Raw genomic sequence first — 26,593 nt, forward strand, 5'->3', positions numbered from 1 at the left:
ATACGTGCATGCATTCACTAATCCCCACGCACGTGGACGCCATTCGCCGGAGGATATTACTCCGTGTAGCTATATACTCTTGTGCTTTATAATTTGTTAAAATACAATGATAAAAATAGTTATTAAGGGGTGTGAAGTTATGGGCAAGGTAATACAATCGTTTATTGCTGTGTTTGTGTTTTGTGTTCTCGTTATTTCGCCACTGTGCACCCCATTAGCTAATGCAAGAATAAACGCGCTTCCAGACGCTATTCAAAATCATTCGTATAATTGGAACAAGACTGTGAAATACGACAGAAGCGGATTGCGTCCACCTACCGTGTCTGATGCCGATAAAGCTGCACTTGCCAGCCATAATTTAAAATTTGAAGCCACTTCATTTGGTGAGGATTTATACAATAAATATCCAAACCATATTACTCCAACAGGTCAAGAACTTCGACCAGGTACCTACGAAGGCTATACCGTTACCATAGGCACAATAGATGATTCAGGGGCATCAAATCCTGGCACGTTCACTTTTACTATTACTCTTAAAGATGGTGTGGGCAATAAAAATAGTTTTAAATTTCAACTTACTACTCTCCCAAGTCATAAAGTAAGTTTTGATGTCAATGGTGGATCGCCTGCACCAAAAGTTCAATATGTTGCAGACGGTAAAAAGGCAGATGTGCCTACCAATCCTACTTTGGCGAACAATACCTTTGAGGGTTGGTATAATGGCGACGCAAAGTACGATTTCGAAACGCCTGTTAAAGCTCCTGTTTCACTTAAAGCCAGATGGAAGCAAGCTGGCATACTTATCAATGCAATGCCTAAGCTTGAAGTGACGAATAAAACTATAACGCAAGGTGATGCGTTTGATGTTAAAAGTATGATTACAACAGCCTCCGATAAAATTGATGGTGCCAATCTGAAAGACCAGGTAGCTATTACCTATCCGAACGGTTATGATCTAAATAAAGCTGGCACGTACCAACTTGGATTTGCGCTTACTAATTCGAAAGGCGCCAAAGTATCAAAATCGGCAACGCTTACGGTTATTGCTAAGAAGCAAACCTACAAGATTAGCTTTTGCCCCAATGGAGGCACCATTGATGGTTCAACCACTACCAAGGAAATCGACACTAACGAAAGCGGCAAGCTAACTGCCCCCGTAGCTGTGCGTGATGGTTATACCTTTGAAGGCTGGTCAACCAATCAAAACGCGCAAACGGGAGAACTAAGCGCCGCTGATATTGCCGCAAAAACATTTACTGAAAACACAACCTATTATGCAATATGGAAAGCAACTGATGACCATCAAACACCAGGTGGAGGTGGTATTCCCACTCCTAACCCTGACGGAGGCACTACGCCGGGCACGGGCGGCGATGGTGGAGATGGCGGTGCTGGCGATGGCGGTGCTGGTAGTGGCGACACTTCTACGTCACACAATAAGGTTTGTATTACGTTTGACTTTAACGGTGGAGTTATTGGTGCAGATTGCGGACCTAAAACAATAACGGTTGAAAAGGGCGCTCTGATTACGCTTTTAGAAGCTCCGTATAAGCAGGGTCATACGTTTTTGTATTGGGACGAATCACGTTATCAGCCTGGTGATACGTATAAGGTAGAATCGGATCACACGTTTACTGCGGTGTACGCGCCAGATAATGCGGGGCATATCTCAAAGCCCGAAAGCCCAGTTCATGGAGGAAACGCACTTCCTTCTACGGGCGACGCCTTTGATTCGACAATTGTGGCGCTGGTGGCATTGATAAGTGGAACGCTTACTTGTGCGTATGTAGGTGGATGCGCCTTGTATCAAAAGAGAAACAGATACTAGTAAACGTGCAATGGGGGTTGGTTTTCAATCGAGAGCAGCTGCGAGCGTACATTGTTTAAAATAGAAGACAATGGAGGAAAATTATGTTAAAAGAGGCTCTTCTATCTGAAGATAGAAAATACCATTACATACTTTCCCGCACGTGGGATGAGGCAAAGCCTGCTGTGTTGTTTATCGGTTTGAACCCGTCTACGGCTGACGAAAAAATCTGATGATCCTACGATTCGCACGTGTATCAATTATGCTAAATCTTGGGGTTATGGAAAAATCCTAATGGCAAATCTTTTTGCTTTTAGGAGCACTGATCCAAACGAGCTTAACCATGAAGAGGATCCGGTTGGACCAGAAAATGATACTTATATACGTACATGTGCATCCGAAGTAGATTTAATTATCGCATGCTGGGGAAATCCAGGAAGACTTTTTGGTCGTGATGAAAAAGTTATTTCATTGCTGGCCAACTTATCATTGCTAGCAAACTTATATTGCTTAAAGCAGAATAAAAATGGAACCCCTCATCATCCACTTTACTTATCCAAAGACCTCACTTCCATCTTATACAAAGGGTAGGATCAGGTACTAACTTTGACACAAATTCGGGTGTATAAAAATATCTTTTTACAGAAATTGTTCTGCACACTCACTTTTTCTTACAGGCTCCTGGAATATTACATCTCATTAATTCTATCTGCAATAATTCTCACTACACCAACAACCTTATCAAACTCCAGATCTCCAATGTACTTATTTTCACTGAGATATACTTCCCACAATGATTTTAGGTATGAATCCTCTTTTATATCCTCAATTATTTCTTCATAATCTTTCATTATTTCTTGACTTCCTCTTTTGTAGGAAGTCCTTTCTATTGCTTCTTTTAAAATTTTATAATCAATCTCATCCTTTTTTAGTTTATAGATGGTGTATAGATCGTAAAAATCTCTCATCCGTGTAGTTGCTATATTTCTTCTGATTATGGTTTCGTATTTTTCAGCTAAAATTGTTTCTAATGGATATGCCATTATCTTTATATCTTCTTGGGTAAATATACATGGATAGGTGTATTCTATTTCTCCTGGAGTTATGGCATCTCCTGTTGTTAAGTCTAGTTTCATAGGATTTTTAGTTTTACCAACATTAGCTATTATTGAAATTCTAAAGTTTTCGTACTCGTCCTCTTCTCTTATATAACTGATGTCTTTTATTTCAAATTTTATTCCATCATCTATATTGATATTTATAATTTCTTCTACGATTTCTTTTATTTTTTCTTCTTTTAGGGGTATGCCTTTTATGGTTGTGTCCATGTCCATAGTTGTTCTATTTTCAATTCCGATTAATGATGATATTAGGAATCCCCCCTTTATTACAAAATTATTTTTGTATTTTGATTTGGATAGTCTTTCCAGAAATCTTTCGAAGAAATATATTTGTAGAACTTCTTGTGACTTTAGATTTTTCTTCTTTGCCAGGCTTCTTATCTTGCCCTTTATACTCTCGATATTAATCACGATAATACCTCCATATATTTCCTAATTTCATCTTCAATTTTAAACAGTCTACTGTATGTTATGAGTCGTCTTAGATTTTTATTTGGTGATTTAAAGTATCTTTTTATTGCTTCTGTAAAAATCTGTTTATCTATTTTTTTCCTGTCGATTATGATGTCGCAAATTGTTCGATCCATATCGTAAACTGGTATAAAATTGCCTTGCGGCGATTTTATTTCTGTTCTTCCAATTTCATATAAGTCTTTTTTTACATAGTGAACTTGTAGATCCTCGTATCTCTTTTTGATATGGCTTGCATTGTAGCCTTGGGGTACAGATATATGAAACACATTTGGGGTCCTGTCGGATAGGTCGTGGAGGTATAGGGCTGTTTGATGAGAAAATATAATTCGATTACTATTTGATGATATTAAAACAAAATCGTCTATAATTTTTCCTTTTAATTGATACAGTCCCGGTCTTAATCTTTCTAATTGTCCAATTTTTGTTAATTCTGATAGATTATGCCTGCTATATCCAAGTTCCTCCGCTTCATTGTTGGTGATTACTAAATTTTTTTGTATATATTCTTTAAGTGTGTTCATAGTCTGCCTACTCTCGTTTTCGCTTTTATTCTATGTTATAAAAGCGAATATGTAAAGTTTAGTAGGAGAGCTTTTTAAGGATATAGAGAATCTTTGTACCCTTAAATAGTTTGTAAGAAAAAGTCTGTAAATCATTGCGTTTAATGTACGCAACCGTTTGCTTGCTTTGTTCTCGTAACCACGCACCGCGTTCCCGCACGCACGTTCTCCACAAGGCGAACTCGTATCCGCTCGCTTGCGTTCCCCAAAACCGCCATCCGAGGGCGCAAATCCCGTGTCAATCGCTTAAAAAATTCACATCTTCGTGTATTTTTCTTCATTAAGGGCACTGATACGCAAATCTGGAGACTTTTTGTGAAATGTTGTCGTATAGTTACCTACGTTACTCTCTAAGAGAGTGAGCGTGGGAGCCAACCGCGCTAGCAGTACTTCTTGGCGCTCGTCAGGAAGAGGAAAGAGGAATTACTATGGCACAAGGCACAGTTAAATGGTTTAACCCTGAAAAAGGCTACGGCTTCATCTCGCAGGAAGACGGCGAAGATTTGTTCGTGCATTATTCAGAAATCAAAATGGACGGCTTTAAGACGCTCGATGAGGGCGCAGCAGTTACTTTTGATGTAACGACCGGCAAAGACGGCAAGCTGCAGGCGAGCAACGTTCAGAAGGCGTAAGTTCGCGAATAATGAGCACGTACGCAGCAGATTTTACCGCCGCTTAAGTATATGGTGAATATCTGTGCATGCTCGATTGTATATTTTATAGCTAGCTGTTCAGTTTAGTTGTATAAGACACATCGGTTGAGGGTTCGCTCTCAACCGATTTTTTTTATAATTGTGAGAGATTAATTCGATGCATTACGTAATTCCGTTACGTATACTTCAATGCATTGCGAATAATTCAACACACTAGGTATCTTTTTTGCATGAGGCACTTTTTATGTACTAAGTTCTTTTTCATGCTTGATGTAACATAAACGCACTAAGGTTAAACGTACTAAGTTTAACCACACTAAGTAATAACTATTATCTCTACACCATAAACTTTACTGTAGATAGGTTTTCTTCGTCGTTTGGCCGCCTATTCATTACTGCATGTAAAAGTATTGCTCTTAATTGTGTATCGTTTATGACATTATTGCAGTTAAACCCCTTCATTAAAAATTAAGTATTTTTTCTTCTTTCAATAATAGTGCGTTTTAAGTGAGAGTTATGCGGTTGCAATGCTTTTACTATTAAAAACAGCTTTTCTAACAAGATGAATGCTGAAAGGAGACAGTACTATGGCAGATTATTTTGGATGTGAAACGGTTGTTTCTGAGTTGCGCGAAGATGGCTTATTGATTATTCGCATCAATCGTCCTGAAGTTGCTAATGCACTTAATGGAGCTACTTCGCGTGCTATGGAAAACATCATGAATCATGCCGAGGAAGACAAAGCTGTACGCGCCATTATCGTAACAGGTACTGGCAAGGTGTTTTGTGCAGGTGAAGATCTTTCAGAATTATCTGAGGGTGGAGAATGCCAAACGGTTACCGAGCACGGCTTTGGTGGTTTAACGGCTCGTTTGTGTTCTAAACCCATCATTTGTGCATGTAATGGTTCTGCTGCTGGTGGTGGCATGGAGATTGCTATGTCATGCGATATGGTCGTTGCCTCTGAGCGTGCAAAATTTGGTTTTACTGAAGTAGGGTTGGGCATTATAGCATCAACAGGTGGTTTAGTGCGTATGGCACGCGATATTAATCGTAAAGACGCTATGGAGTTGCTGCTTACCGGACGTAAGATTAAGGCACCTGAAGCCAAAGCGCTTGGTATGATCAATTATGCTGTTCCTGTAGAAGAAGTAATGGATAAAGCAATTGAGTTAGCTGAAGAGTGTCTCAAGAATGCACCGCTTGCACTTAAGTGGACCAAATATGTTGTGCACGCCGCCGATCAGATGTCTGAGGAAGATGCTATGCGCTATAGTGACGCTGCGTATCGTTTTCTTGAGAAAACTGAAGACGGTATTGAGGGTCCAAAAGCATTCGTTGAAAAACGTACTCCAGTGTGGCAGGGTAAATAAGCAACACTGTGTAAGGAGCTGTAATGGTGCTTAACTGTGTATTAATAGCACTATAATTACACCTAATAACCTTCTTAGCCTATAAACTCAGCCCATAAACGTTCCAGCTGCACGTTGTTAGTTTGTTGTTTAGCTTAATGACAAAGGTTGCAAGTATAGTATGCTTGCAACCTTTTTTATATTAATCCATAGTTATGACTTTATGGTATTAACACGTATGTCTTTGTCTCGAGGAATGTCTCTGGCTCGAGTATTTAGGAAGGTAAGGGCCAATACTTTGGCAGAGTGTCACTGTGTTTTGAGGGGTGTTCTGATACATCTTCAGGTTGAACGGTGCGTTTAATTACATATTCTATAAGCTCAGAGCGTTTGTGAATTTGTGTTTTTGCATAAATATGTTGTATATGCGTCTGTACCGTAAAATTAGAAATATAAAGTTGCTTGCCAATGGTTTCAGCGGTGAGCCCCTGAACTAAATACATAAGTACTTCATGCTCCCGCATTGAAAGATTAAATTCTTCAGCCACACATGCAACTTGCATTTCAATATCAGACATTTTTGATACTGGTGCCGTAATAGATGTAATGGAGTATTCACTACGTACAACAGGGATTATCATAACAATCGTTACAATAATAAAGAAAAGAGCTGCAGGCGTACAAAACCAGTGTTCCAAAAAAGCATTGTGTTCAAAGATAACTGCAATACCATTACCAACAAAGGTGCCGCAACGAATAAAGCCGCCTGCAAAGCCAAATGCAATGCAAGGGCGCAAATAACCTTTCGTTGCTAGGATGCCAATGTACATAAGCAATAGTACTTCAAAAATACCATATACAGCTGAAGCTAATAGAAATGAGGCTCCATAAAAGATATTGTGATCGCTAAAGTAAAGCAAAATAGATACAGCTACTACCACCAATAACCAGGGGAAAATATGGAAAATACTTGTATTATGAGGCAAAATTCGCGCCATCATACCAATGCCGATAAGCACAACTGCAGCCAAAATTGCGCCAATCATAAAGGTGTTGTTCATACCAAATGGTAAGTCCCACAATGGAATGATAGCAATAGTGAAATAGCAGGTAGTAGCCGCTCCACCTGATGCAATACATACAAGCAGAGCCGAAGCTAATCCAAGTTTGCGCTGTTTACGTGGTAGAAGCTTCGGATAGCTTACTTGCGGTGCGCGATTATGCACGGTGATAAGCAAAGCGCCAGATGCAAGTGGCAATAATGCTACAAACACTGCGTTTCCTGGGTGTGGAATGAAAAAAGTAATTCCAATTGAAATAAGGGTTATTATTCCCACTGTTGGAGCTACTTGCCCAATAGGATAGTTTGCCTTTATCGAGGTATAGTACTCACCCCAACAGAGCCACAAAATTGCGCTTGCAAATCCCATAAGAGCGCTACATAAATACCAGATAGCTTGATATTGCATTGGTATTAAACCAGATGTAAACAAAAATCCTGTTACCGCCATAAGCACAGGCACGCCTATCAGCACAAGCTGTGAATTACTAATATGTTTATTATTCCTCAAAAATACTGGAATAAGCAGCATTGAAAATGTAGTTACGCCAAGATGAAGAAGCCAAGCCCATGTCACTTCCTCAGCCAGTAACTCAGTAAACGAGTAAAGTGGAGGCACAAACCACATCGCATTCACCCATGCAAGCGAAAGCGCTATTCCCGAATACAAGGTTACGCCTGGGCTAAATATAAAAAAAATTTTTGCCGTACGTTGAGTATTTGGTACGCCATCTTGAGTCATTCCACCTCTCCTTTCAATCGTTTATCGAGGAGACCTAAAAGGTCACACAATATCTTTAATAAATATTAGTTAAATTATCTCTTTTAGTATCTTAAGCAGAAGAACTAACTACGTCGTTAATTATGCGATGTGCCTGCATAACTTGCTATCACTAATTATTCAGTAATTGCTTAATCATGAAGTTTAAGTGACGAAATCAGGTTGGTTTTAGCGAATGATAGGTTGCAAGGGTCGTAGGGGTAAGACCGATGAAAGTAGAAGTTTAAAAACGTACAAACGATGAACTTCTACACAACCGAAAGAAAGGATAATTATGGCAACACTAGTGAAGGGTGGCGAGAAGAAAGTTCAAGACCTCTCTAAAGCACGAAAGATCTTTCTTTTAATTCTCGTAAGTATGGGCTCTTCAACCATTTATGCACCCGCATATTTGAAGAGCGTATTCTATGATCCTCTGCAGCAAGCGCTTAATTGTACGAATACTGAGCTGGGTTTGCTTATGTCTGCCTATGCTATCACGGCAACCATTTGCTATTTACCATCGGGCATTATCGCCGATAAAGTGCGTATGAGAACGCTTTCCTGGGTGGGATTTGTGGCAACTGCTATTTTGGTATTTATTTATGCAACTTTGCCATCCTTTGGAACATGTATGGCTCTTTTTGTAGGCATGGGTGTTACTACCATTCTTATTTGGTGGGGAACACGTTTTAAGCTTGTTCGTCTTATTAGTACCGAAGAAGAGTATTCGGCAAAAATCGGACTTTCTTACGGTATTTATGGTGCAGCTGGCCTTGTTGTTGGCATGATTAACCTCGCTATTGTAAGTGCGTTTGCACAAAATGCAGGCGCGGGTATGACTGCGTTGTTGTTATGGCTGGGAGGCTTTATTTTACTGCTTGGCATTTTGTCATTTTTATTTATTCCTAAATTTGAAGGTGAAATCAAGCAAGAGTCGGGTTTTAGCCTTATGGAATTTGTGCACGCTCTTAAAAATCCTGTTGTGTGGTTGGCTGCACTGTCAATGTTCTTCGTGTACTTCTACTATACGGGTGTAACGTATACAACGCCTTATTTATCTGGTGTGTTAGGAGCGTCGCTTGTTGTAGTTTCGGTAGTTTCGGTTGTGCGTACGTACGGAATTACACTTCTTTCAGGTCCTATTTTTGGTGCATTTGCGAAGAAAATTAATTCTGCTGCTAAAGCTATCGTCGTCGGTTCGATTTTGGTGCTGGTAGCGTTTATGGCGCTTGTTGTATTGCCTGATACCGCGGCAGTAGCGGTAGTTGCCGCAGCGATTATTATTGTCTTAGGCTTTATTGCCAATGGTGTATTTGGCATCGTATCGGCGCAGCTTACAGAAGGAAAAGTACCATTGACTATCTTTGGTGCTGCAACTGGTATTGTCTCTGTGGTAGGTTTCTTGCCAGATACATTTTCAAGCACGTGGTTTGGCGCCATTATTGACGCTGGTCAAAAAGCTGGAGATGTTCCAGGCGCTTATCATGAAATCTTTATTATTCTCGCTGCATCAGCTGTTATTGCAGTTATTCTTTCCCTGATTTTAAAGGCTTATGTTTCTAAGAATAAAGAAAAGCTAGAAAAACGCGCTCAAGAGGCTTCACAAGGGGCTCATCAGGCGTAAATCGGGTTGCGCGCTTTTGCGTGTACTCCACACTTAAAGTTTGAGTTACGTATCAAGAAGTGCGCGACTCTCGAGGCTCTGTGAAGGTGATAGGTAATGTTTAGTAATAAAGCTGACGTATTGAATCTTATAAATACTCAGATGAAAGCCGTACTTAAGAAGCAGTCTGAGCTTGCAGGTGATGCATTTGCAACTAATGTTGGTTTCGATGTAATGAGACAGCGCTACATTGAAGAGCGCCGCTTTTGGAATGAAGGCGGTCCTGTTATGGCGAAAACACATGACGATGTAGTAGAAAGCTTTGATGGCTCTTCTATACCAGTTCGTTATTATTATCCATCTACAGCATCTTGTGATTCTCCTCTTCCTGCCATTGAGTATATTCACGGTGGTGGTTTTGTAGTTGGATCGATTGATACTCACGATCGGATAACGCGTATGCTTGCCCATGAAACGGGAGCAGTAGTTGTGAGCGTTGATTATCCTCTTTCCCCTGAGGCAAAATTTCCTAAGGCGTTGGAAGCTTGCGTTGCGGTAGCGGCATATTTGCATGAACATGGTGACAAACACGGTATTTTGCCTAATGATATTTCATTTGCAGGTGATTCAGGCGGAGCTAATTTAAGCCTTGCCAGTTTCTTATATTTGCGTGATGAGATGGAAGATGCATCCTTTATAAAAACAATGCTTTTATATTACGGCATGTATGGGCTTAAAGACTCTTGCGGATATCGCTTATATGGTGGGTCGTGGGATGGCCTTGATGCAAGTGATATGGAATATTATCTCGATTGCTATTGTGCAGACAAAGAGAAAGACTTACAAAGCCCCTACTTAAACTGTCTTTCTGCCGATTTAACAAAACATGTTGCTCCTTGTTATATAGCCAGCGCTGAATACGATCCCCTTATTGACGATAGTAGAACACTACATCGCATGCTTCAGATTCATGGCATGACATCTGAATATGAAGAATTCAAGGGTGTTATACACGCATTTTTACATCACACACGCATGCTTGATGAAGCACAACGCGCCCTTGATCATGGAGCCTCATTTTTTAGGCGTCAACACACGCACTATCTTGCGAAATAGAGTGTTTGTGAGGGCAGTTCATTTTAAAGGTACGTATATCGTACGAGAAAGGATTTGAGAATGGATTTTACATTATCTGAGGATCAGGAGCTTATTGTTGAAAGTTTTCGCGATCTTATGGAAAAGGAAAACTGGGAACCATATTTCCTGGAATGCGATGAAAAACACGAATATCCGCTTCGCTGGGTAAAAGAACTATGTGATTTAGGTTTTGATCGTATTATGCTTCCAGAAGAGCATGGCGGATTAGGACTTGAACAGCCATTAGTTACATTGATGGCAATTTATGAAGTGCTGGGTCGTTATGGTGCACCTACGTATTTGTTATATCAATTGCCCGGTTTCGGAACTATCTTACGTGAAGGCACACAAGAACAAATTGATGCTGTCATGAAATACGTAGGAACTGGCGAACAAATTTGGAATTCAGCATGTACTGAGCCTGGTGCTGGTTCTGATGTTGGTGGATTAACTACTACCTACCAGCGTCGCAACGGTAAAATTTATTTGAATGGCACAAAAACATTTATTACTTCTTCTAAAGGTGTTAAATATCTCGTAATTATGTGCCGTGATGCTGATAATCCTGACACTATTAGTGAATTTTTTGTTGATATGTCAAAACCTGGCATTAGCTTGTCTCCGCTGCCTAAACTGGGGCTGCGCATGGATAGCTGCTGCGAAGTTTACTTAGATGATGTTGAGCTTGAAGAGAAAGATCTGTTCGGCAAAGAGGGTAATGGCTTTATGCGCGGCGTCAGCGACTTTAATTTTGAACGTTGGCTGGTAGGTGCAAGCGATTACGGTATGGCGTTAAGTGCGTTTGAAGATTCTGCACGTCATGCTTGGCAGCGCGTTGCATTTGGTAAGCCTATCGCCCGTTTTCAGCTTAATACACTGAAATTTGCAGATATGTCTATCAAACTTGATTGTATGAAGAACATGTTATACGAGGCTGCTTATCATGCTGATAACAATAACGGTGAAGTTGATCCAGGTGCTGCAGCTGCATGTAAGTATTTCTGTGCTAATGCCGCATTTTCGGTAGTTGATAACGCAATGCAAATTATGGGTGGTATTGCAGTAGCAAGCGAACATCGCATTAATCGAATTTGGCGCGACTTGCGTGTTGATCGTATTTCAGGTGGCACTGATGAGATGATGATTCTTACTGCAGGTAAATTTGCTATTAAACCATATCGTCCGTAGATTTTATAGTAAGAAGGTGTGTCGTATGTGGTGTGCTGGGCGCCACATACGTACAGCACACAACTGCTGCTTAAGTGTTTCGCTTATAGCGGGTAAGAGCTTCTATACGCACAGTCCAAATATTATTTAGGTTGATATATGCGTAATGAGTTGTTCTCAGTAGCTGTAATATTCGCGCCTTCAATTTAAAATTCATCAATCTACCTGCGTTTATATTGTGAAACGCAGGAAAACAAAGGAGTAGTTATGTCTTTACCAACTGAAAAGCCATCGTTTGGCTGTCTTAATGACGTAAAGGTTGTCTATGCTGCTGTCGAGCTTGCAGTACCTCGAGCTGCCGATTTAATGGCTGACTGGGGCGCAGATGTTACGTGGCTCGAGAACACAGGAGCAGGCGATACTATTCGTGATACTGCCTGGATTAAACAACAAGAACGACGGAATCAGCGTTCCGTTTCACTTAATTACTTTAGCGAAGAAGGCCGTGAAGTATTTTTAAAGCTTATTTCTGATGCCAATATTTTTATTGAGGCCTCAAAGGGTGGTACATGGGCACGTAAAGGGCTTACTGATGAAGTTTTGTGGAGTGTAAATCCTAAGCTCGTTATTGTGCATTTATCTGGCTTTGGTCAATCAGGCGATCCTGCAATGGTAAAGCGTGCGGCCTACGATTTAACGGTGATGGCGTATTCAGGGTATATGAGCCAAAACGGAACGCCAGAGCAGCCTATGAATCCAGGACCATATGCAGGCGATTATATTAATACACTCATGGTATTATCTTCCTCTCTTGCCGCGCTTCACAAAGTTGAGCGTACAGGCAAGGGCGAAAGTATTGATATTGCCATGTATGAAACATTGCTGACGATGGGTCAATATTACCTGGTAGATTATTTAAATGCTGATATTTTATGGCCTCGTCCTGGCGCTCGTAATCAGAATTTATGCGGCATTGGTGAATACCGTTGTAAAGATGGTTTCTTGGGCTTGTGCTTGTATGGTGTTGATCAGAATAAATACCTGCTTGAAACTATTGGTCTTGGACATTTATGGGGTACAGAAGATATTCCTGAAGATACAAGCGGTTTATGGTTATCGAATCCCCACGCTAAAGAAATTGAAGAACACTTGGAAGCATATCTTGCAACGCGATCAAAATATGACGTTGAAAAAGATTTTGCTGCTCATCGCATTGCTGCCCAGGTTGTTATGGAGTTTCCCGATCTTGTTAAAGAAGAACACTTAAAACTTCGCAATGATTGGCTGAATTGGAAGATGGAAGATGGTAAAGAATTTAAGGGCTTGGGTGTATTTCCTAAATTCCAACAAACTCCAGGTCAAGTATGGCGTCCAATGCCTAAACAGGGTGGCGATACACGCGATATTCTTTCTAAAATGGGTTATTCAGACGAAGAAATCAACAAACTTGCTGCTGACGGCATAGTGAAACTATCTGAATAAGGTGCGTAGGAGAGCTGGGAACAATATCCAGCTCTCCGTTCGGAATGGTATAGATACCAGCAATATCAACAAAAAAACGAGAGAGGAGGGTGTGATGATAGACGGACTTACAGCGCGTAATATTTTACAAATAGTAGAAAGCTCTGCACAGCAATTTGGCGATAAGCCATATCTTCTATTTTCATACTCTACTTCTCGTGTAGAACAGGCATGTGAAGAGCTTAGTTTTTCAGAGTTAGCAAAAACTGTACGACAAGCAGCACGCTTTTTTGTAAATGAAGGAGTGCGGCCTGGCGATAGGGTAGCTCTTCACATGCGTAGTTGTATAGATTTTATTGTTTGTTTATTTGGAATAGCTGCATGTGGTGCAATTGCGGTACCTGTTAACGATCAAAGTGCACCCGACGAAGTGCGGTATGTGCTTAAAAAAACAACACCATGTTTGGTGATATGTGAACATCAATTTTTGTCTATGTATGAGACATTTAAAAAGCAGGAATCGCCGTTTATTTCTCGTATTATACCCGGTAGATGTCTTAATAATGCACATACAGCCTCTTCCTTTCGATCTGAGATCGCATCATTTAGCAGCGCTGAATTTAAAGCACCATCAATACGTGAGTGTGATACAGCAGAAATATTATTTACGTCAGGCACAACAGCTCATCCCAAAGGTGTAGAGCTAAGCCATGCAAATTTGATATATGCAGCTTATTATACGCAGTGGCAAACATCTATGCGCGCAGATGATTGTGTTCTTACTCCAATGCCTGCATGTCATTCTAATTTTCAACTTGCTGCTCTTATGCCAAGTTTAGTTAGTGGGGCACAGCTTGTTTTACTGAGCAAATATAGTGCCACTAAGTTTTGGAAACAGGTGTGTACGTATAAAGCGACCATTATTCAATGCGTATCAATGATGGTTCGTACGCTGCTTATGCAGCCAGTTCATTCATTTGATTCACAGAGCGCTGTACGAGAAGTGTTATATTTTCTGCCGCTTGATACACAAACAAAAGAGGCGTTTGAAAAGCGCTTTAATGTGCGTCTTATGAATTCATATGGATCTACCGAAACTGTTACGTGGGCTATCACCGATTATCCAAGTGGAGAGCGTCGTTGGCCCTCTATTGGGCGAGTTGGGCTTGGGTATGAGGCAAAGATTGTAAATTCGCAAGGACAAGAAGTGCCCATAGGTACAATTGGTGAAATCCTTATCAAAGGTACGCCTGGTAGAAGCATTATGAAAGGGTATTACAACGATCCTGAACACACGCATGAAGCTTTATCGCCTGACGGTTGGTTGCGTACAGGAGATAAAGGCTGGGTCGATCAAGATGGGTTCTTTTTCTTTGCAGATAGAAAAGCCAATATGATTAAGCGTTGTGGTGAGAATATTTCTACCGTTGAAATTGAAGACGTCCTACTTAACAGTGGATTTATTGAAGAGGCAGCTGTTATAGGGGAGGACGATCAAATTCGCGATCAGGTAGTTTGTGCGTTTGTTGTACCACGGAATGGTTGTACCGTAACGCCTGCTATGGTAATCGATTATTGTGCCCAGCACTTAAGTAGTTTTAAAGTGCCTGGAATTGTTGAAATTCGAGACAGTCTTCCCCATACCTGTTCAATGAAAGTTGAAAAGCGTCTTCTTAAAACACGCCATTGTGATACGTGTGGTGATGAACGATGAGAACACATCATTTCAAAACCGCTGATCGATCTGATGTATTTTCATGCATAGAGCGTTCACCTATGACAAAGTATCTCAAGCGTCTTGTATTGTTCTCAAGTGGTGGAGCATTTTTAGATGGTTATGTTATATCGCTGGTAGGTGTTGCACTTACGCAAATAACTCCACAGTTAGGGCTTAGTCAGGCACAATCTGCGGAAATAGGCGCAGCTTCACTCGTGGGAATTTTATTTGGATCGTTATTTGGCGGCATGCTTACGGATGCCTTAGGGCGTCGTACGATGTTTATTGTCGACTTAATTGCGATTGCAGTGTGTTCGCTGGTAAGCATGTGTGCAGGCGATGCTTTTCAAATTATGATGTGCCGTTTTTTGATAGGTGTTTTTATTGGCGCTGATTATCCTATTGCGACATCGCTTATTACTGAATTCACACCACAATCAAAGCGCGCTATTGCGATGGGGATTGTTGCTGCATCTTGGTATTTTGGAGCAACAGTTGCAGCCTTTGTTGGCTATGCATTATATGCGGTTGACGATGGCTGGAAGTGGATGCTTGGCAGCGCCATTATCCCTTGCATTGTGTTGTTAATAGGGCGCCACGATATTCCTGAGTCACCACGGTGGCTCATGAATAAGGGCCGCAGCGCTGAAGCGCTTGCAATTTTAGAAAAAGTGTATGGCTCACATTACGATGCTGTTCCTGCGGAACATGTTTCCTCTGATAAGCCCATTCATGTATTTACGAAGGGATATCGCTCACGGACAGTTTTTTTGGGAATTCTTATTCTATGTCAGGTTGTACCGATGTATGCAGTGTATACCTTTGGTCCTGAAATTATGACTGCGTTCGGATTAAATAATGGTCATGAATCTATTTTAGGCGAAGCGGTGGTAAGCGTTATGTTTCTCATTGGGGGCATTCCTGCCATGTTTTGGCTTAACTCGCTTGGCCGTCGTAAATTATTGCTGCTTGGCTTAGCGCTTATGATTGTTGGATTACTCGCGTTAGGTTTATGGCCAACTGCACCTTTGTGGTATGTGTTTGCTGGATTTGGTGTATATGCATTTTTTTCAGGCGGTCCAGGAATTCTCCAGTGGCTATATCCTAATGAACTTTTTCCAACCGATGTACGCGCAACTGCTGTTGGTGTTGCAATTGCATTTAGTCGTATTGGAGTTGCAGTTTCTATTTATGGACTTCCTTTATTTATGGAATCGTATGGCGTTGGAGCAACCATGCTTGTTGCTGCAGCCTTGGTTGGCATTGGATTTGTATGGTCGCTCGTGTGTGCTCCAGAAACAAAACGCCTTACGTTGCATGAAGCTAGCTCGTTGCAGCATAAGCATGCGAATAAGTAAGTAGCACTGTTGCATGCGTAACACCACGTAGTTGTGAGTGCTTCAAAGTATGGCAATACCCCTGCATAGTAAGGGTATTAGATAGATGAACAGAAGAAAGGATATTTATTATGAATATTGCTGTTGCATGTAAGATTGTTCCTGATGATCAGGATGTTCGTGTAGAAGCAGATCATACGCTTGATTTCTCGAAGGCGCACGATATTGTGTCAACCTACGATCTCAATGCACTTGAGGCTGCTGCACAGTTTTCACAAACCTGTGGTGAAAGCAAACTTTATGTTTTAAGCGTTGGTGGTAAAAACATTGATAATCCAAAAATTAAGAAGAACATTTTAGCACGCGGCGCTGATGAATTATTGATGATTGCTGATGACGCTACAAGCAAACTTGATTCGCGTGCAACCGCGGCACAATTGGCTGCTCTTGTTAAAAAAGCGGAAGCTGATCTTATTCTTACGGGAGATGGTTCAGCTGATTTATTCGCTCGTCAAACAGGCGTTCAACTTGCCTCTTTACTGGAAGTCCCTTACGTTTCAAGTGCAATTTCAATGGTTCAGCGTGATGGTAAGTTGGAGGTAAAGCGTTTACTCGAAAAAGAAATTGAAACTGTGTTAGTAACGCTTCCGGCTGTTATTTCTATTGCTCCTGGTTATGCTGAACCACGTATTGCAGGCATGAAGGATATTCTTGCGGCAGGTAAAAAACCAAGTTCGGTTGAGTCTGTACAAGCGGATACAACAGCAAGTGTTGAGGAAGTGGCGCTTAAAGCTCCGCAACAGGTCGATCGTAAACAAAATATATTTGAAGACATTGACGAATTTAGCGCTGCCGTTAAAGCGGCTTTATAAAGGAAGGAAAATATCATGTCGAAAGCATTAATTATTGCTCAAAGTGAAAATGGTGCACGTGAACTTAGTGTTGCAGCCCGCTCATTAGCACAGGAAGTCGTTCTATTTGTAGCTGGAGCTAACGCATTTACCAACGTAGCTGATAAAGTCTGCCACGTTGATGTGCCAGGGAATCGTATTGCAGATGATGCGTATGTAAGTCTTAAAAATGTATTTGACAGTGAAGCTCCGCAGTATATTTTAGCTGAGGATTGCCTTGCGTCACTGTCACTTATTGGTCGATTAGCTGCACAAACAGGTGCAGCGGTTATTACAGGCGTACGTTCCTTTGACGGTGACACTACTGAAAGCTTGTATTTTGGTGGTGTTGGTGTGCGCTATGCAAAGTCGTTATCGGATGTAAAGATGTATGTAATTGCGCAAGATGCTTTTGATGCATCGTTAGCAACAGGAAGCGATCTTGTGGAAGAAGTAGCGTTTATCGAGCCTGATTGCGCTGTTGAAAAACTATCGAGCGAAGCGCTTCCCCCTGCTTCAGTTGATTTGGGTAGCGCTACTATCGTTGTTGGATGCGGTCGTGGTTTTGCTTCGAAAGATCAGCTGCAATTAGCTCGTGACTTAGCGGCTAAATTGGGTGGTGAAGTGGGATGCACACGTCCGTTAGCAGAAGGCGCCGATTGGTTCCCGCGTGAAGCATATATCGGTGTTTCGGGTCAAGTAGTTGCACCACATGCTTACATTGCAGTTGGTGTTTCAGGCCAGATGCAGCATATGGTTGGTTGTTCAGGAGCTGATCTTGTTATTGCCATCAATAAAGATAAAAACGCACCTATTTTCAGCCAGTGCGATTATGGGTTTGTAGGCGACATTGCAACAGCGCTACCAGCACTTACGGCAGCTCTTTAGCACGCTTACGGTAAGGCGAAAGAATGCGCTCATCTGTACTGTTGTGTATGTTTCTTTACTGAGATTTTTTATGCATGCAGATGAGCCTTCTGTCTTACTAACGATATACGATTTTTACACAAGCCTGGTTAATAGAGGGAGGAACTGTGCGAGAAAGCGATTTTGATGTCATTGTTATCGGCAGTGGATGTGCTGGTGCAATAGCAGCGTATGTCTGTGCAAAACAGGGGAAATCAGTCCTTGTAGTTGAACGTGGCGAGACAAATGGCTGTAAAAATATGAGTGGTGGCCGTATCTATGCACACTCGCTAAAGAAAGTATTTGATACCTATTCGGATGGAGAAATTACTACATCCGATATACCATACGAGCGTAAAATTACACATGAACGTATTAATATGTTGTCAGAAAAAAGCGCTCTAACGATTGATTTTACCAGTGATGAACTGGGGATTGACGGGCAAGATAGCTATGCTGTTTTGCGTGGTGAGTTTGATCAATGGCTTTCTGAACAAGCAGAAAATGCAGGTGCGGAATATATTAACGGTATTTCAGTTGATGAGCTTCTTAAGGATGAAAATGGTGCTGTTATTGGCATCAAAGCAGGCGATGACGAAATTACTGGCCATGTAACCATTGTTGCAGAAGGTGTAAACAGCCTGTTAACTGAGCGATTTTTAGGCGCTCCACGTCCAAAGCGCAATCAGATGGCAGTTGGTATCAAGGAAGTATTTGAGCTTCCTGCCAAAGAAATTGAGTCTCGCTTTCTGTGTGCGGAAGGTGAAGGAGCTGCCATGCTCTATGTGGGTGATGCAACCCATGGATGCGTTGGTGGTGGATTTATGTACACCAATAAAGAGTCTATTTCTCTTGGCTTAGTAGCTACCATTGAGAACTTATCGCAAAGCGATACTCCTATTTATCAAATGCTTGACGATTTCAAGAAACATCCAGCTGTTGCACCTTTGTTGCGCGATGCAAAACTTGTTGAACATTCTGGTCACATGGTTTCTGAAGGTGGCTTCAACATGATTCCGCAAGTCGTTCATGACGGAGCTTTAGTAGCAGGTGATAGCGCTATGTTGTGTATGAACCTTGGTTATATGGTACGTGGTATGGATTTAGCTGTTGCATCAGGTCAATTTGCTGCTGAGGCTGCGTGCCGCGCTATTGATGCACAGGATGTTTCTGCGAACGGTTTAGCATCGTATAAACAGGCACTTTCTGATAGTTTTGTTTTTAAAGACTTAGAGACATTTAAAAAATGGCCACACACTATGGAGACATGGGAGCGTATGTTCACAGAATATCCTGCCATGGTGGGCGAAATGTTTAATGCAATGTTTGTCGTAGATGGCAAACCTGCAAAACCCCTCATTAAACGTATGATGCCTATTATTAAAAAGCGTGGCTTATTGTCACTTGGTAAAGAAGTTATAAAGGCGGTGAAGTCGCTGTGAGTACGATTAAACCTATTACAGTAAATGTTGATGAGCTTATTTCATTGAATCGTTATAACGTTGATGAAGAGAATGCACATATTGAACTTGGCGATGGTAATTTAGAGGCTCTTGATGCTGCTGAATTTGAAAAATTAGTACGTGTATGCCCTGCTGCATTATATAAAATTGATGAAAATGGCGTACGTTCATTTGACTATGCAGGCTGCCTAGAATGCGGAACGTGTCGAATTTGTTGTGAGGATAGTATTATTTCAAAATGGGAAAACCCAAATCCTACCATGGGCGTTCAATATCGTTTTGGTTAAGACATATGTTTAAGGTAGATGCTTAATAAAGTGGCGTTTACATTTTGATGTTACTATTGCTTGTCGAGCAGCGCAAAGGCGCTGCTCTTTTCGTTTATGGGAACGTGAAGTGTGAGAAGATAGCTGCGTAGCGTTTGGTGTGTGAACCTAAAACATTTTCAAATACGCACCTGCACCGCTTATGCGTACAAACGCCTACGTGTTCGTTCCTGCTCCCACACGAGCAGGAACTATTGAATGAACATCGCGTCGCCGAACGACAAAAAACGGTAACGCTCGTGAATGGCATGCTGATACGCCGCCATGATGTGCTCGCGACCAGCCAGTGCGCTTACCAGCATCATCAGTGTCGAGCGTGGTACGTGAAAGTTCGTGATCATCGCATCAACCACATTAAATGTATAACCAGGTAAAATGTACAGCGACGTGTGCTCGCGCGTCCGCGCTTTCACGCACTTCGCCTGCTCATCGTAGCAGCTTTCAAGCGAGCGCATGCTGGTTGTTCCCACAGCAATAACGCGCCCACCTGCGTCTTTAGTGCGATTTATGGCGTCAATGGTTTTCTGTGGCACCGAATACGTTTCCGTATGAATCACATGATTGCGCGGATCGTCCTCATCTACCAGGCGAAACGTATCCAAACCTACTTCCAAATCGACTGTTTCCCAGCCAACGCCCTGTTCCTGTAGCGCAGCAATCAGCTCGGGCGTGAAATGCAAACCCGCCGTCGGCGCTGCCGCCGAGTGCTCCGATTTCGAGTACACCGTTTGGTACAGCTCCTCGTCACCTGCATAATGTTTGATATACGGCGGAAGCGGCGTGTGCCCACAGGCATGAAGCGCCTCGTCAAGCGAGGGAAGTGTAGTCGTAAGCCGCGCAATACGCTCGCCCGGACTGGGTTTTTCCGCCCAATCGACAACCTCAATCGACAAGCACACGCGCCCCTGCGCATCGGGGATATCAACCACTGCACCCGTTTGTGGTTTTAGGCGTTTACCTGGGCGAACAAGCACTTCCCACAATGCCGTATGGGCCGTTTTTGGCTCACGATTAAATATTTCGCGAAGAAGGAAAATTTCCGCGCTACCGCCTGAACCGCGTTTAGTGCCAAGCATACGTGCAGGTAGAACACGTGTTTCGTTGGCAACCAGCAAATCGCCCGGATGCAGAAACGTGCCAATGTCATGGAAAACGCAATCCTGGAGCGCACCACTGCGTTTGTTAAGCACCAGCAGACGACATGCATCGCGCACTTCAGCTGGCGTTTGCGCAATTAGCTCGGGAGGAAGCGTGTAATCGAAATCATCAGTTTTCATGAACGAGCCTTTCTGCGTCGCGCGCGCTGGCATCGGGTAGGGGTGTTTGGGGAAGACTCTGATTGTGCAGCTGTTGTTCCTGCTCCAACACCTGCGCCCGCTGTTGCTCCTTGAACTGTCGCAATAAATCGCGCTTGCGAGCCTGTTTCGCGTTGTACGACGCCTGCTCAGCTTTGCGCGCCCGCCGCTTTTCCGCCTCGGCTTTCCGCTCGGCCTCGTGCGCTATCAGGTACAATGCTCGCTGTTCCTCACGCTGCTCCTTAATAAAGGCACGTGTTGCTTTGCCCTCGTCAATCGAAAATGAGCAGCCACAATAATCCTGGCGATACATGCCCGCCTCGCGTGAGCGCCGCGTTGCTTCGTCATAGTAGGGTCGAAAATCGCGAAAATCGGGTGCGATGCTGTTTTGCTTGCACGCGCGCGCGAGTTCCTCGCGAATGATGTCTGTGAACTGGTACGGGCTTACTGAAAGCGTCGTACTAACCGCATCGAAATCGTGCTCGTGCGCATAGCGCGCTGCCTCGCATAACCGCAGCTTATAGCAGGCTCTACACCGATTGCGGCGGTTTGCATCGTCCAGTAATTCCGCAACTGACGTGGGCTTTTCCGTGCGTTCCTGCGCCTTTTGCGCCATGGCACGCCCGATGGGCGCCACGTAACGTTCCCACTGCGCCGGGTCGTAATTGCCCTCAATCACGCGCACACCCTCGTGCGCTGCAAATTTCAGCAGCTCAGAAAGCCGATGCCGATACTCCGGCTCGGGCGCAATATTGCTATTCGCGTAAAAAATGCTAATGTCGTGGCCCTCCGCCAGCAAAATGCGAAGCGGCTCCATTGAACACGGACCACAGCATGCATGAAGAAGCAATTTCATAGCTTTACTCCTTGATGGATGAAAACTATTCTATACTACTCCATATTGAATGAAATGTTCAGGCGCGGGCGCGTGTTTCGACTGAATTACACATGTCGCGTGCGTGGGGTGTTTGTGGGGAACGTGAGGTACTTCACTGGCGTTGGCGCGCCACCAGCAACCGCAAGCCACCACCAGCCGCCACTGGCAACCGCGCGCTACCAGCAACCGCGCGCTACCAGCCCCAACACCGCCCCTGACACTAACTGCATTGCCCCACATAACAGAAAAAGGAACCTATGTCGCTATTCACTTTCGATATCCACGCTCAATCGGGCAGCGCTCGCGCCGCGTCGTACATCACTGCTCACGGCAGTTTCCAAACGCCGATGTTCATGCCGGTTGGAACACATGCCACCGTCAAAGGTTTAACGGTTGAGCACCTGCATCAGTTAAAAGCGCAGGTAGTTCTTGCAAATACGTATCACTTGTATATGCGCCCTGGTGTCGAGGTCATTGAAGCGGCAGGTGGCGTGCACAAATTTATGAATTACGACGGCCCTATGCTTACCGATTCGGGCGGGTTTCAGCTGTTCAGTCTTGATAAAATGATGAAAATTTCATCGGAAGGCGTACGCTTTCACGCCTACGATTATGACGGCTCGAAGCATTTTTGGACGCCCGAGACGAACATGGACATTCAGCAGCGTATTGGCGCCGATATTTGCATGCAGCTTGATCAGTGCATCGGCTATCCTGCCGAAAAATCGCAGGTGGCGGCCTCTACGAAGCTTTCATGGGAATGGGCGCGACGCTGCGCGTATGCCCACACCCGCCCCGACCAGGCACTTTTTGGCATCGTGCAGGGCGGCATGCATCGCGATTTGCGGCTGGAAAGCATAAAGCAGCTGGTCGATGTGCATAACGATGCAAGGCGCGACGGTTTTGCTGGCTTCGGGGGTTTTGGCATCGGAGGCTATTCGGTTGGCGAGCCTCATGACGTGATGTTCCAAACGCTTGGAGACGTGTGCGCTGCTATGCCTGCTGATAAACCGCGCTATTTGATGGGTGTTGGTAATCCCACAACGCTTGTGCGTGCGGTGCGTGTGGGTGTCGACATGTTCGATTGCGTGTTACCCACTCGAACAGGCCGTATGGGAACAGCATTCTCAAGCACGGGACGCATGAACATGAGAAATGCCTGTTACACACGCGATTTTTCGCCTCTCGATGCCACGTGCAGCTGTTGGGTGTGCCAAAATCACACGCGTGCATACATTCGTCATCTGGTAAAACAAGGAGAAATGCTGGGCGGCATTTTACTCTCGATGCACAATATTCACTTCCTCATCAACCTGATGGCGCGCGCTCGCGAAGCCATTTGCGCCGATGCGTATGAGGATTTTTACGAGGAATGGATGCATTCACCTGCAGCAAACGACTATTAGGAATGTGTCGCCGCCTGCGCACTACCCGGCGACCACCGCGTGCACACGCAACACGCAGCGCACCCACACCGCCGCCTGCGCACCCACACTGCCTCCCGTGCCGTACACGCATGCCTGCGCACCCACACTGCGTCCCGCGCCGTACACGCATGCCAGATATTCACTATTTCTATAATTTCCGAACTTTGCTTCTACTTATCACATTGCATTTGTGGCAAAATAGTGAGGTTGACAAAATTATGTATAGCTTATGGGGAGGCTGTATAGGCTTCTCATGCGTGCATGTTTCTTTAAGCACAAGGAAAGGAATCCATCGATGATGGCAACCCAAACTAAAAAGCGCAAGAAGAAGTCTGGTGGCTCGTCAGAGCGCCGTAATATATGGCTTCTTATTCTTACTACCATCCTTATTCTTGCTTCAGTATACGTATTTACGCCGCCATCGCAACGCATTAACCAGGGATTGGACATTCAAGGTGGATTATCTGTTGTGCTTACCGCTACGTCTAACGACGGCAATCCGGTAACAAAAGAAGAAATGGAAGCGTCACGCGCTATTATCGAAAGTCGTGTAAATTCTTTGGGTGCAAGCGAAGCGGCCGTTCAGCTGCAGGGCGACAACCAAATTTTGGTGCAAATACCAGGAGCAACCGATACGAAAGCAGCGCTCGAAACTATCGGCAAAACTGGTAAGCTTGAGTTTGCGCGTCTTGATTCGTTTACCGATGAAGCCGTACGCAAGCGCATTGACACAGGCGATTACGGCAAAACTGCCATGGTAACCGACGAGTTTGGCAATCAGTTTCCTTCCAAGAAAAAGTCGAGCTTAAAGGTGCAGCCGGGCACGTATAAAGCACTTATTACCGGCGAAAATATCACGAACGTGTCGGTGGATCGCGCTTCTGAAACGGGTACCGATTATGCCGTTAACGTGCGCTTAAACGGCGAAGGCACCGCTGCTTTCGCGAAAGCAACACGCGAACTTGCGCCCACGAAGGGCAAAATCGTTATCGTGCTTGATGGTGAAGTGCAGTCGGCTCCTGCTGTTCAGTCGGTTATTGACGGCGGCCGCGTGTCGATTACCGGCGGATATACGCTTGCCGGTGCGAACGGCTTGCGTACCGTTCTTGAAAGTGGTTCGCTTCCTGTAAGTTTCCAGTATTCGCAAAGTCAAATTGTTGGCCCAACGCTTGGACAAGGTGCTTTGGCAGCGGGTGTTTTGGTCGCTGGCTTAGGTTTGCTGCTTGTTATGCTGTACCTACTGTTTTTCTATCGCGGGCTTGGTCTTATTACAGCTGGCGCGATGGTGGTATTTGCGGTATTCTACTTGGGTATTTTGGCAACGTTGTCGCACTTTGGCCTGTTTAGCTTGTCGCTTTCAGGTGTTGCAGGTATCGTGCTTACCATCGGTATGGCAGCCGACTCGTCCATTTTGGTTATCGAGCGTTTCCGCGAAGAAATTCGCATGGGACGCAGCGTGCGTGCCGCGTCAATAACAGGCGTGCGACATGCGATTATGACCTCAATCGACGCCGACTTGGTTACACTTGTTAGCGCCCTTTCGTTGTTCTTCTTGGCGTCGTCGTCTGTTAAAGGTTTCGGCCTTACGCTTGCGCTGGGAATTGCGTGCGACATCATCATGATGCTGCTGTTCAAAGCGCCGTTGGTGCGTATAATTGCGCCACGTACGATTGCACATCATCCTCGTTTCTGGGATATTCAAGACTCGAAAAATGCGTATCAAACGTTCTCTCAATTGGGTGAAGCAACGGGTGTTACCGCTGGTGAAGCTGAAATTGGCGAAGCGATGAACTATAAAGAAACCGCGCGCATCATAAAAGAGCGCGCCGGTGAAGAAGATCCTGCCGCTTTGAAGCTTGTGCGCCAGCTGAAAGGTCGTTTCATCAAACACGACATCGGCTTTTTGAGTGCGCGCAAAATTTTCCTAACCGTATCAGGCATTTTAGTACTTGCGTGCATTGCGGTTGTGTGCATTAAAGGTGTCACGTTTGGTATTGAGTTTGTAGGCGGAACGTCAGTTACGTACTCGAACACAGGTGATCTTACGTCGCAAGACATTACGCAGGCGTTTAACAAAGCAGGCGTGAAAGATGCTACCGTTCAAACTACCGAAAACGAAGGTCAAAAGGGCTTTTTGATTCGCATGACGGAAACAAACGCGCAAACATCAGAGCACATTGCGCGCACCGTTGCTGATGAGCTGCATCTTTCTGCAGAAAACACGCAAGTATCAACTATTGGCCCCGACTGGGGAACAAGTGTTGTTCGTGCATCGCTTATTGCATTCTTCGTTTCGTTAGCGCTGATTATTGCTTATATTGCCATCCGTTTTGAATATAAGATGGGATTCACTGCTGTGGTGGCGCTCTTGCACGACTTGATTATCGTTATGGGCGTGTATGCCCTTATCGGACGCGAAGTTACGCCGAACACTATCGCCGCGCTGCTTACCATTTTGGGATATTCGCTTTACGACACGGTTGTTGTGTTCCACCGCATTAACGACAACATGAAGGAACTGAACATCCGTTGCAGCTTTATGACAATGGCAAATCATTCAGTTAACCAGGTATTTTTGCGCACCATTAACACAACACTCACGTCAATTATTCCTGTTATTGCGATGTTGTTCTTCGGCGGAGAAACGCTGCAAGATTTTGCATTTGCCATGGTTATCGGCTTAATTTCTGGTTCATATTCCTCAATTGCTGTTGCAACGCCGCTCTTTAGTATGTGGAAAACACGCGAGTCTGCAAACGCGAAATTGCAAAAACGCTTTGGTAAGGAGATTGGAACATTTGCGTTCATTCATGATGCAAAATAATTTTATTGTGTCATAATGAGCAAAAATGCGTTGTAAGGAGTAGCTTATGCCATCTGCAAGTGCCCCTAACTTTTGCCCACCAACTGAAGAGGGTGTAACAATCTCTCTTGAGGATGAAAATGGTGTTGCAACTACCTTTGAGTTTCTCGGAAGTATTATTCACGACGATCGAGAATTCGGATTCTTCTTTCCTGTGCTTGATGAAGATGAATTTACGGGAGAGGTTGTTATCCTTGAGATTTTAGCGTATGACGATGACGATCAGCCAAGTGAGTTTGAGTTGCTTGAAGACGAAGACCTAGCTGATGATGTCTACGAAGAATTTCGAGAAGCTGCAGGCGATTTGTACGACTTTCAAGACGAATAGGGAGCC

23 protein-coding genes are annotated in these 26,593 nt (G+C 43.8%); 18 read left to right on the plus strand and 5 right to left on the minus strand.

Annotation, left to right across the window (positions count from 1 at the left end; genetic code table 11):
* Positions 1-139 precede the first annotated feature (139 nt).
* The 3 genes from HMPREF3190_RS04080 (at position 140) to HMPREF3190_RS04085 (ending at position 2,398) form a co-directional block, all read left to right on the plus strand.
* Positions 140-1,828 (plus strand): InlB B-repeat-containing protein, encoded by a 1,689-nt coding sequence (locus HMPREF3190_RS04080; protein ID WP_066780648.1) that lies wholly within the window; start codon positions 140-142, stop codon positions 1,826-1,828.
* An 83-nt stretch (positions 1,829-1,911) separates the two neighbouring features.
* On the plus strand, positions 1,912-2,040 hold the full coding sequence (locus HMPREF3190_RS07615) for a DUF1643 domain-containing protein (RefSeq protein WP_449675051.1): 129 nt from the start codon (positions 1,912-1,914) through the stop codon (positions 2,038-2,040).
* Positions 2,041-2,062: 22 nt separating this feature from the next.
* Positions 2,063-2,398 carry a DUF1643 domain-containing protein gene (locus tag HMPREF3190_RS04085; RefSeq protein WP_449676196.1) on the plus strand — a complete coding sequence of 112 codons (336 nt, stop codon included), beginning with the start codon at positions 2,063-2,065 and terminating at the stop codon, positions 2,396-2,398.
* A gap of 98 nt (positions 2,399-2,496) precedes the next feature.
* On the opposite strand, the gene HMPREF3190_RS04090 is transcribed toward HMPREF3190_RS04085, so the two are convergent.
* The gene (locus tag HMPREF3190_RS04090) at positions 2,497-3,339 is read right to left on the minus strand and encodes a nucleotidyl transferase AbiEii/AbiGii toxin family protein (RefSeq protein ID WP_066780651.1); all 843 of its coding nucleotides are present in this window, start codon (positions 3,337-3,339) and stop codon (positions 2,497-2,499) included.
* A complete protein-coding gene (locus HMPREF3190_RS04095; RefSeq protein WP_066780652.1) occupies positions 3,336-3,923 on the minus strand; it encodes a type IV toxin-antitoxin system AbiEi family antitoxin domain-containing protein in 588 nt (195 codons plus the stop codon). The genes HMPREF3190_RS04090 and HMPREF3190_RS04095 overlap by 4 nt, the downstream gene beginning before the upstream one ends.
* A 467-nt stretch (positions 3,924-4,390) precedes the next feature.
* On the opposite strand from HMPREF3190_RS04095, the gene HMPREF3190_RS04100 reads away from it, so the two are divergent.
* Positions 4,391-4,594, plus strand: coding sequence for a cold-shock protein (locus HMPREF3190_RS04100; protein WP_066780653.1), 204 nt, complete (start codon positions 4,391-4,393; stop codon positions 4,592-4,594).
* A gap of 608 nt (positions 4,595-5,202) precedes the next feature.
* The gene (locus tag HMPREF3190_RS04105; RefSeq protein ID WP_066780655.1) at positions 5,203-5,988 is read left to right on the plus strand and encodes an enoyl-CoA hydratase-related protein; all 786 of its coding nucleotides are present in this window, start codon (positions 5,203-5,205) and stop codon (positions 5,986-5,988) included.
* Between the two features lie 254 nt (positions 5,989-6,242).
* Here the strand turns inward: HMPREF3190_RS04105 and HMPREF3190_RS04110 are convergent, their stop codons facing one another.
* Positions 6,243-7,769 carry a response regulator transcription factor gene (locus tag HMPREF3190_RS04110; RefSeq protein ID WP_066780657.1) on the minus strand — a complete coding sequence of 509 codons (1,527 nt, stop codon included), beginning with the start codon at positions 7,767-7,769 and terminating at the stop codon, positions 6,243-6,245.
* 313 nt (positions 7,770-8,082) lie between these two features.
* Between HMPREF3190_RS04110 and HMPREF3190_RS04115 the strand changes: the two genes are divergently transcribed.
* The 10 genes from HMPREF3190_RS04115 (at position 8,083) to HMPREF3190_RS04160 (ending at position 19,758) form a co-directional block, all read left to right on the plus strand.
* A complete protein-coding gene (locus HMPREF3190_RS04115; protein WP_066780659.1) occupies positions 8,083-9,414 on the plus strand; it encodes an MFS transporter in 1,332 nt (443 codons plus the stop codon).
* Positions 9,415-9,510: 96 nt separating this feature from the next.
* Complete coding sequence (gene aes, locus HMPREF3190_RS04120; protein WP_066780661.1) at positions 9,511-10,509, plus strand: acetyl esterase; 999 nt, start codon at positions 9,511-9,513, stop codon at positions 10,507-10,509.
* Positions 10,510-10,569: 60 nt separating this feature from the next.
* On the plus strand, positions 10,570-11,718 hold the full coding sequence (gene caiA, locus HMPREF3190_RS04125) for a crotonobetainyl-CoA dehydrogenase (RefSeq protein WP_066780664.1): 1,149 nt from the start codon (positions 10,570-10,572) through the stop codon (positions 11,716-11,718).
* Positions 11,719-11,964: 246 nt separating this feature from the next.
* Positions 11,965-13,179, plus strand: a complete 1,215-nt coding sequence (caiB, locus tag HMPREF3190_RS04130; RefSeq protein ID WP_066780666.1) for an L-carnitine CoA-transferase — start codon at positions 11,965-11,967, stop codon at positions 13,177-13,179.
* Positions 13,180-13,273: 94 nt separating this feature from the next.
* On the plus strand, positions 13,274-14,872 hold the full coding sequence (gene caiC, locus HMPREF3190_RS04135; protein WP_066780668.1) for a crotonobetaine/carnitine-CoA ligase: 1,599 nt from the start codon (positions 13,274-13,276) through the stop codon (positions 14,870-14,872).
* Positions 14,873-14,934: 62 nt separating this feature from the next.
* Entirely contained in the window at positions 14,935-16,233 is a 1,299-nt protein-coding gene (locus tag HMPREF3190_RS04140) for an MFS transporter (RefSeq protein ID WP_449676179.1), read from the plus strand.
* 110 nt (positions 16,234-16,343) lie between these two features.
* A complete protein-coding gene (locus tag HMPREF3190_RS04145) occupies positions 16,344-17,084 on the plus strand; it encodes an adenine nucleotide alpha hydrolase family protein (protein ID WP_066780672.1) in 741 nt (246 codons plus the stop codon).
* A 15-nt stretch (positions 17,085-17,099) separates the two neighbouring features.
* Entirely contained in the window at positions 17,100-17,990 is an 891-nt protein-coding gene (locus tag HMPREF3190_RS04150) for an electron transfer flavoprotein subunit alpha/FixB family protein (RefSeq protein WP_066780674.1), read from the plus strand.
* Between the two features lie 146 nt (positions 17,991-18,136).
* The gene (locus HMPREF3190_RS04155) at positions 18,137-19,450 is read left to right on the plus strand and encodes an FAD-dependent oxidoreductase (protein ID WP_066780675.1); all 1,314 of its coding nucleotides are present in this window, start codon (positions 18,137-18,139) and stop codon (positions 19,448-19,450) included.
* On the plus strand, positions 19,447-19,758 hold the full coding sequence (locus tag HMPREF3190_RS04160) for a ferredoxin family protein (RefSeq protein WP_066780680.1): 312 nt from the start codon (positions 19,447-19,449) through the stop codon (positions 19,756-19,758). The genes HMPREF3190_RS04155 and HMPREF3190_RS04160 overlap by 4 nt, the downstream gene beginning before the upstream one ends.
* Before the next feature lie 230 nt (positions 19,759-19,988).
* On the opposite strand, the gene queA is transcribed toward HMPREF3190_RS04160, so the two are convergent.
* Positions 19,989-21,074, minus strand: a complete 1,086-nt coding sequence (gene queA / locus HMPREF3190_RS04165; protein ID WP_066780682.1) for a tRNA preQ1(34) S-adenosylmethionine ribosyltransferase-isomerase QueA — start codon at positions 21,072-21,074, stop codon at positions 19,989-19,991.
* Complete coding sequence (locus HMPREF3190_RS04170) at positions 21,064-21,948, minus strand: epoxyqueuosine reductase QueH (RefSeq protein ID WP_082715155.1); 885 nt, start codon at positions 21,946-21,948, stop codon at positions 21,064-21,066. The genes queA and HMPREF3190_RS04170 overlap by 11 nt, the downstream gene beginning before the upstream one ends.
* A gap of 278 nt (positions 21,949-22,226) precedes the next feature.
* Between HMPREF3190_RS04170 and tgt the strand changes: the two genes are divergently transcribed.
* The 3 genes from tgt (at position 22,227) to HMPREF3190_RS04185 (ending at position 26,587) form a co-directional block, all read left to right on the plus strand.
* Positions 22,227-23,375 (plus strand): tRNA guanosine(34) transglycosylase Tgt, encoded by a 1,149-nt coding sequence (gene tgt, locus HMPREF3190_RS04175; protein ID WP_066780685.1) that lies wholly within the window; start codon positions 22,227-22,229, stop codon positions 23,373-23,375.
* A 319-nt stretch (positions 23,376-23,694) separates the two neighbouring features.
* A complete protein-coding gene (gene secD, locus HMPREF3190_RS04180; RefSeq protein ID WP_082715161.1) occupies positions 23,695-26,220 on the plus strand; it encodes a protein translocase subunit SecD in 2,526 nt (841 codons plus the stop codon).
* A gap of 46 nt (positions 26,221-26,266) precedes the next feature.
* Positions 26,267-26,587, plus strand: coding sequence for a DUF1292 domain-containing protein (locus HMPREF3190_RS04185; protein ID WP_066780688.1), 321 nt, complete (start codon positions 26,267-26,269; stop codon positions 26,585-26,587).
* The last annotated feature ends 6 nt before the right edge of the window (positions 26,588-26,593 follow it).

The organism is Umbribacter vaginalis, assembly GCA_001552935.1.
In the GTDB taxonomy this organism is placed as follows: domain Bacteria; phylum Actinomycetota; class Coriobacteriia; order Coriobacteriales; family Eggerthellaceae; genus Berryella; species Berryella vaginalis.

Excerpts from the sequence above, each read along its gene's own strand:
- HMPREF3190_RS04095 (WP_066780652.1), bottom strand. The coding sequence starts at position 3,923 with ATGAACACACTTAAAGAATATATACAAAAAAATTTAGTAATCACCAAC.
- caiA (WP_066780664.1), top strand. The coding sequence starts at position 10,570 with ATGGATTTTACATTATCTGAGGATCAGGAGCTTATTGTTGAAAGTTTT.
- HMPREF3190_RS04170 (WP_082715155.1), bottom strand. The coding sequence starts at position 21,948 with ATGAAATTGCTTCTTCATGCATGCTGTGGTCCGTGTTCAATGGAGCCG.
- HMPREF3190_RS04080 (WP_066780648.1), top strand. The coding sequence starts at position 140 with ATGGGCAAGGTAATACAATCGTTTATTGCTGTGTTTGTGTTTTGTGTT.
- HMPREF3190_RS04150 (WP_066780674.1), top strand. The coding sequence starts at position 17,100 with ATGTCGAAAGCATTAATTATTGCTCAAAGTGAAAATGGTGCACGTGAA.
- secD (WP_082715161.1), top strand. The coding sequence starts at position 23,695 with ATGGCAACCCAAACTAAAAAGCGCAAGAAGAAGTCTGGTGGCTCGTCA.
- aes (WP_066780661.1), top strand. The coding sequence starts at position 9,511 with ATGTTTAGTAATAAAGCTGACGTATTGAATCTTATAAATACTCAGATG.
- caiC (WP_066780668.1), top strand. The coding sequence starts at position 13,274 with ATGATAGACGGACTTACAGCGCGTAATATTTTACAAATAGTAGAAAGC.
- HMPREF3190_RS04145 (WP_066780672.1), top strand. The coding sequence starts at position 16,344 with ATGAATATTGCTGTTGCATGTAAGATTGTTCCTGATGATCAGGATGTT.
- HMPREF3190_RS04185 (WP_066780688.1), top strand. The coding sequence starts at position 26,267 with ATGCCATCTGCAAGTGCCCCTAACTTTTGCCCACCAACTGAAGAGGGT.
- HMPREF3190_RS04140 (WP_449676179.1), top strand. The coding sequence starts at position 14,935 with ATGACAAAGTATCTCAAGCGTCTTGTATTGTTCTCAAGTGGTGGAGCA.
- caiB (WP_066780666.1), top strand. The coding sequence starts at position 11,965 with ATGTCTTTACCAACTGAAAAGCCATCGTTTGGCTGTCTTAATGACGTA.
- tgt (WP_066780685.1), top strand. The coding sequence starts at position 22,227 with ATGTCGCTATTCACTTTCGATATCCACGCTCAATCGGGCAGCGCTCGC.
- HMPREF3190_RS04115 (WP_066780659.1), top strand. The coding sequence starts at position 8,083 with ATGGCAACACTAGTGAAGGGTGGCGAGAAGAAAGTTCAAGACCTCTCT.
- HMPREF3190_RS04110 (WP_066780657.1), bottom strand. The coding sequence starts at position 7,769 with ATGACTCAAGATGGCGTACCAAATACTCAACGTACGGCAAAAATTTTT.
- HMPREF3190_RS04105 (WP_066780655.1), top strand. The coding sequence starts at position 5,203 with ATGGCAGATTATTTTGGATGTGAAACGGTTGTTTCTGAGTTGCGCGAA.
- queA (WP_066780682.1), bottom strand. The coding sequence starts at position 21,074 with ATGAAAACTGATGATTTCGATTACACGCTTCCTCCCGAGCTAATTGCG.
- HMPREF3190_RS07615 (WP_449675051.1), top strand. The coding sequence starts at position 1,912 with ATGTTAAAAGAGGCTCTTCTATCTGAAGATAGAAAATACCATTACATA.
- HMPREF3190_RS04100 (WP_066780653.1), top strand. The coding sequence starts at position 4,391 with ATGGCACAAGGCACAGTTAAATGGTTTAACCCTGAAAAAGGCTACGGC.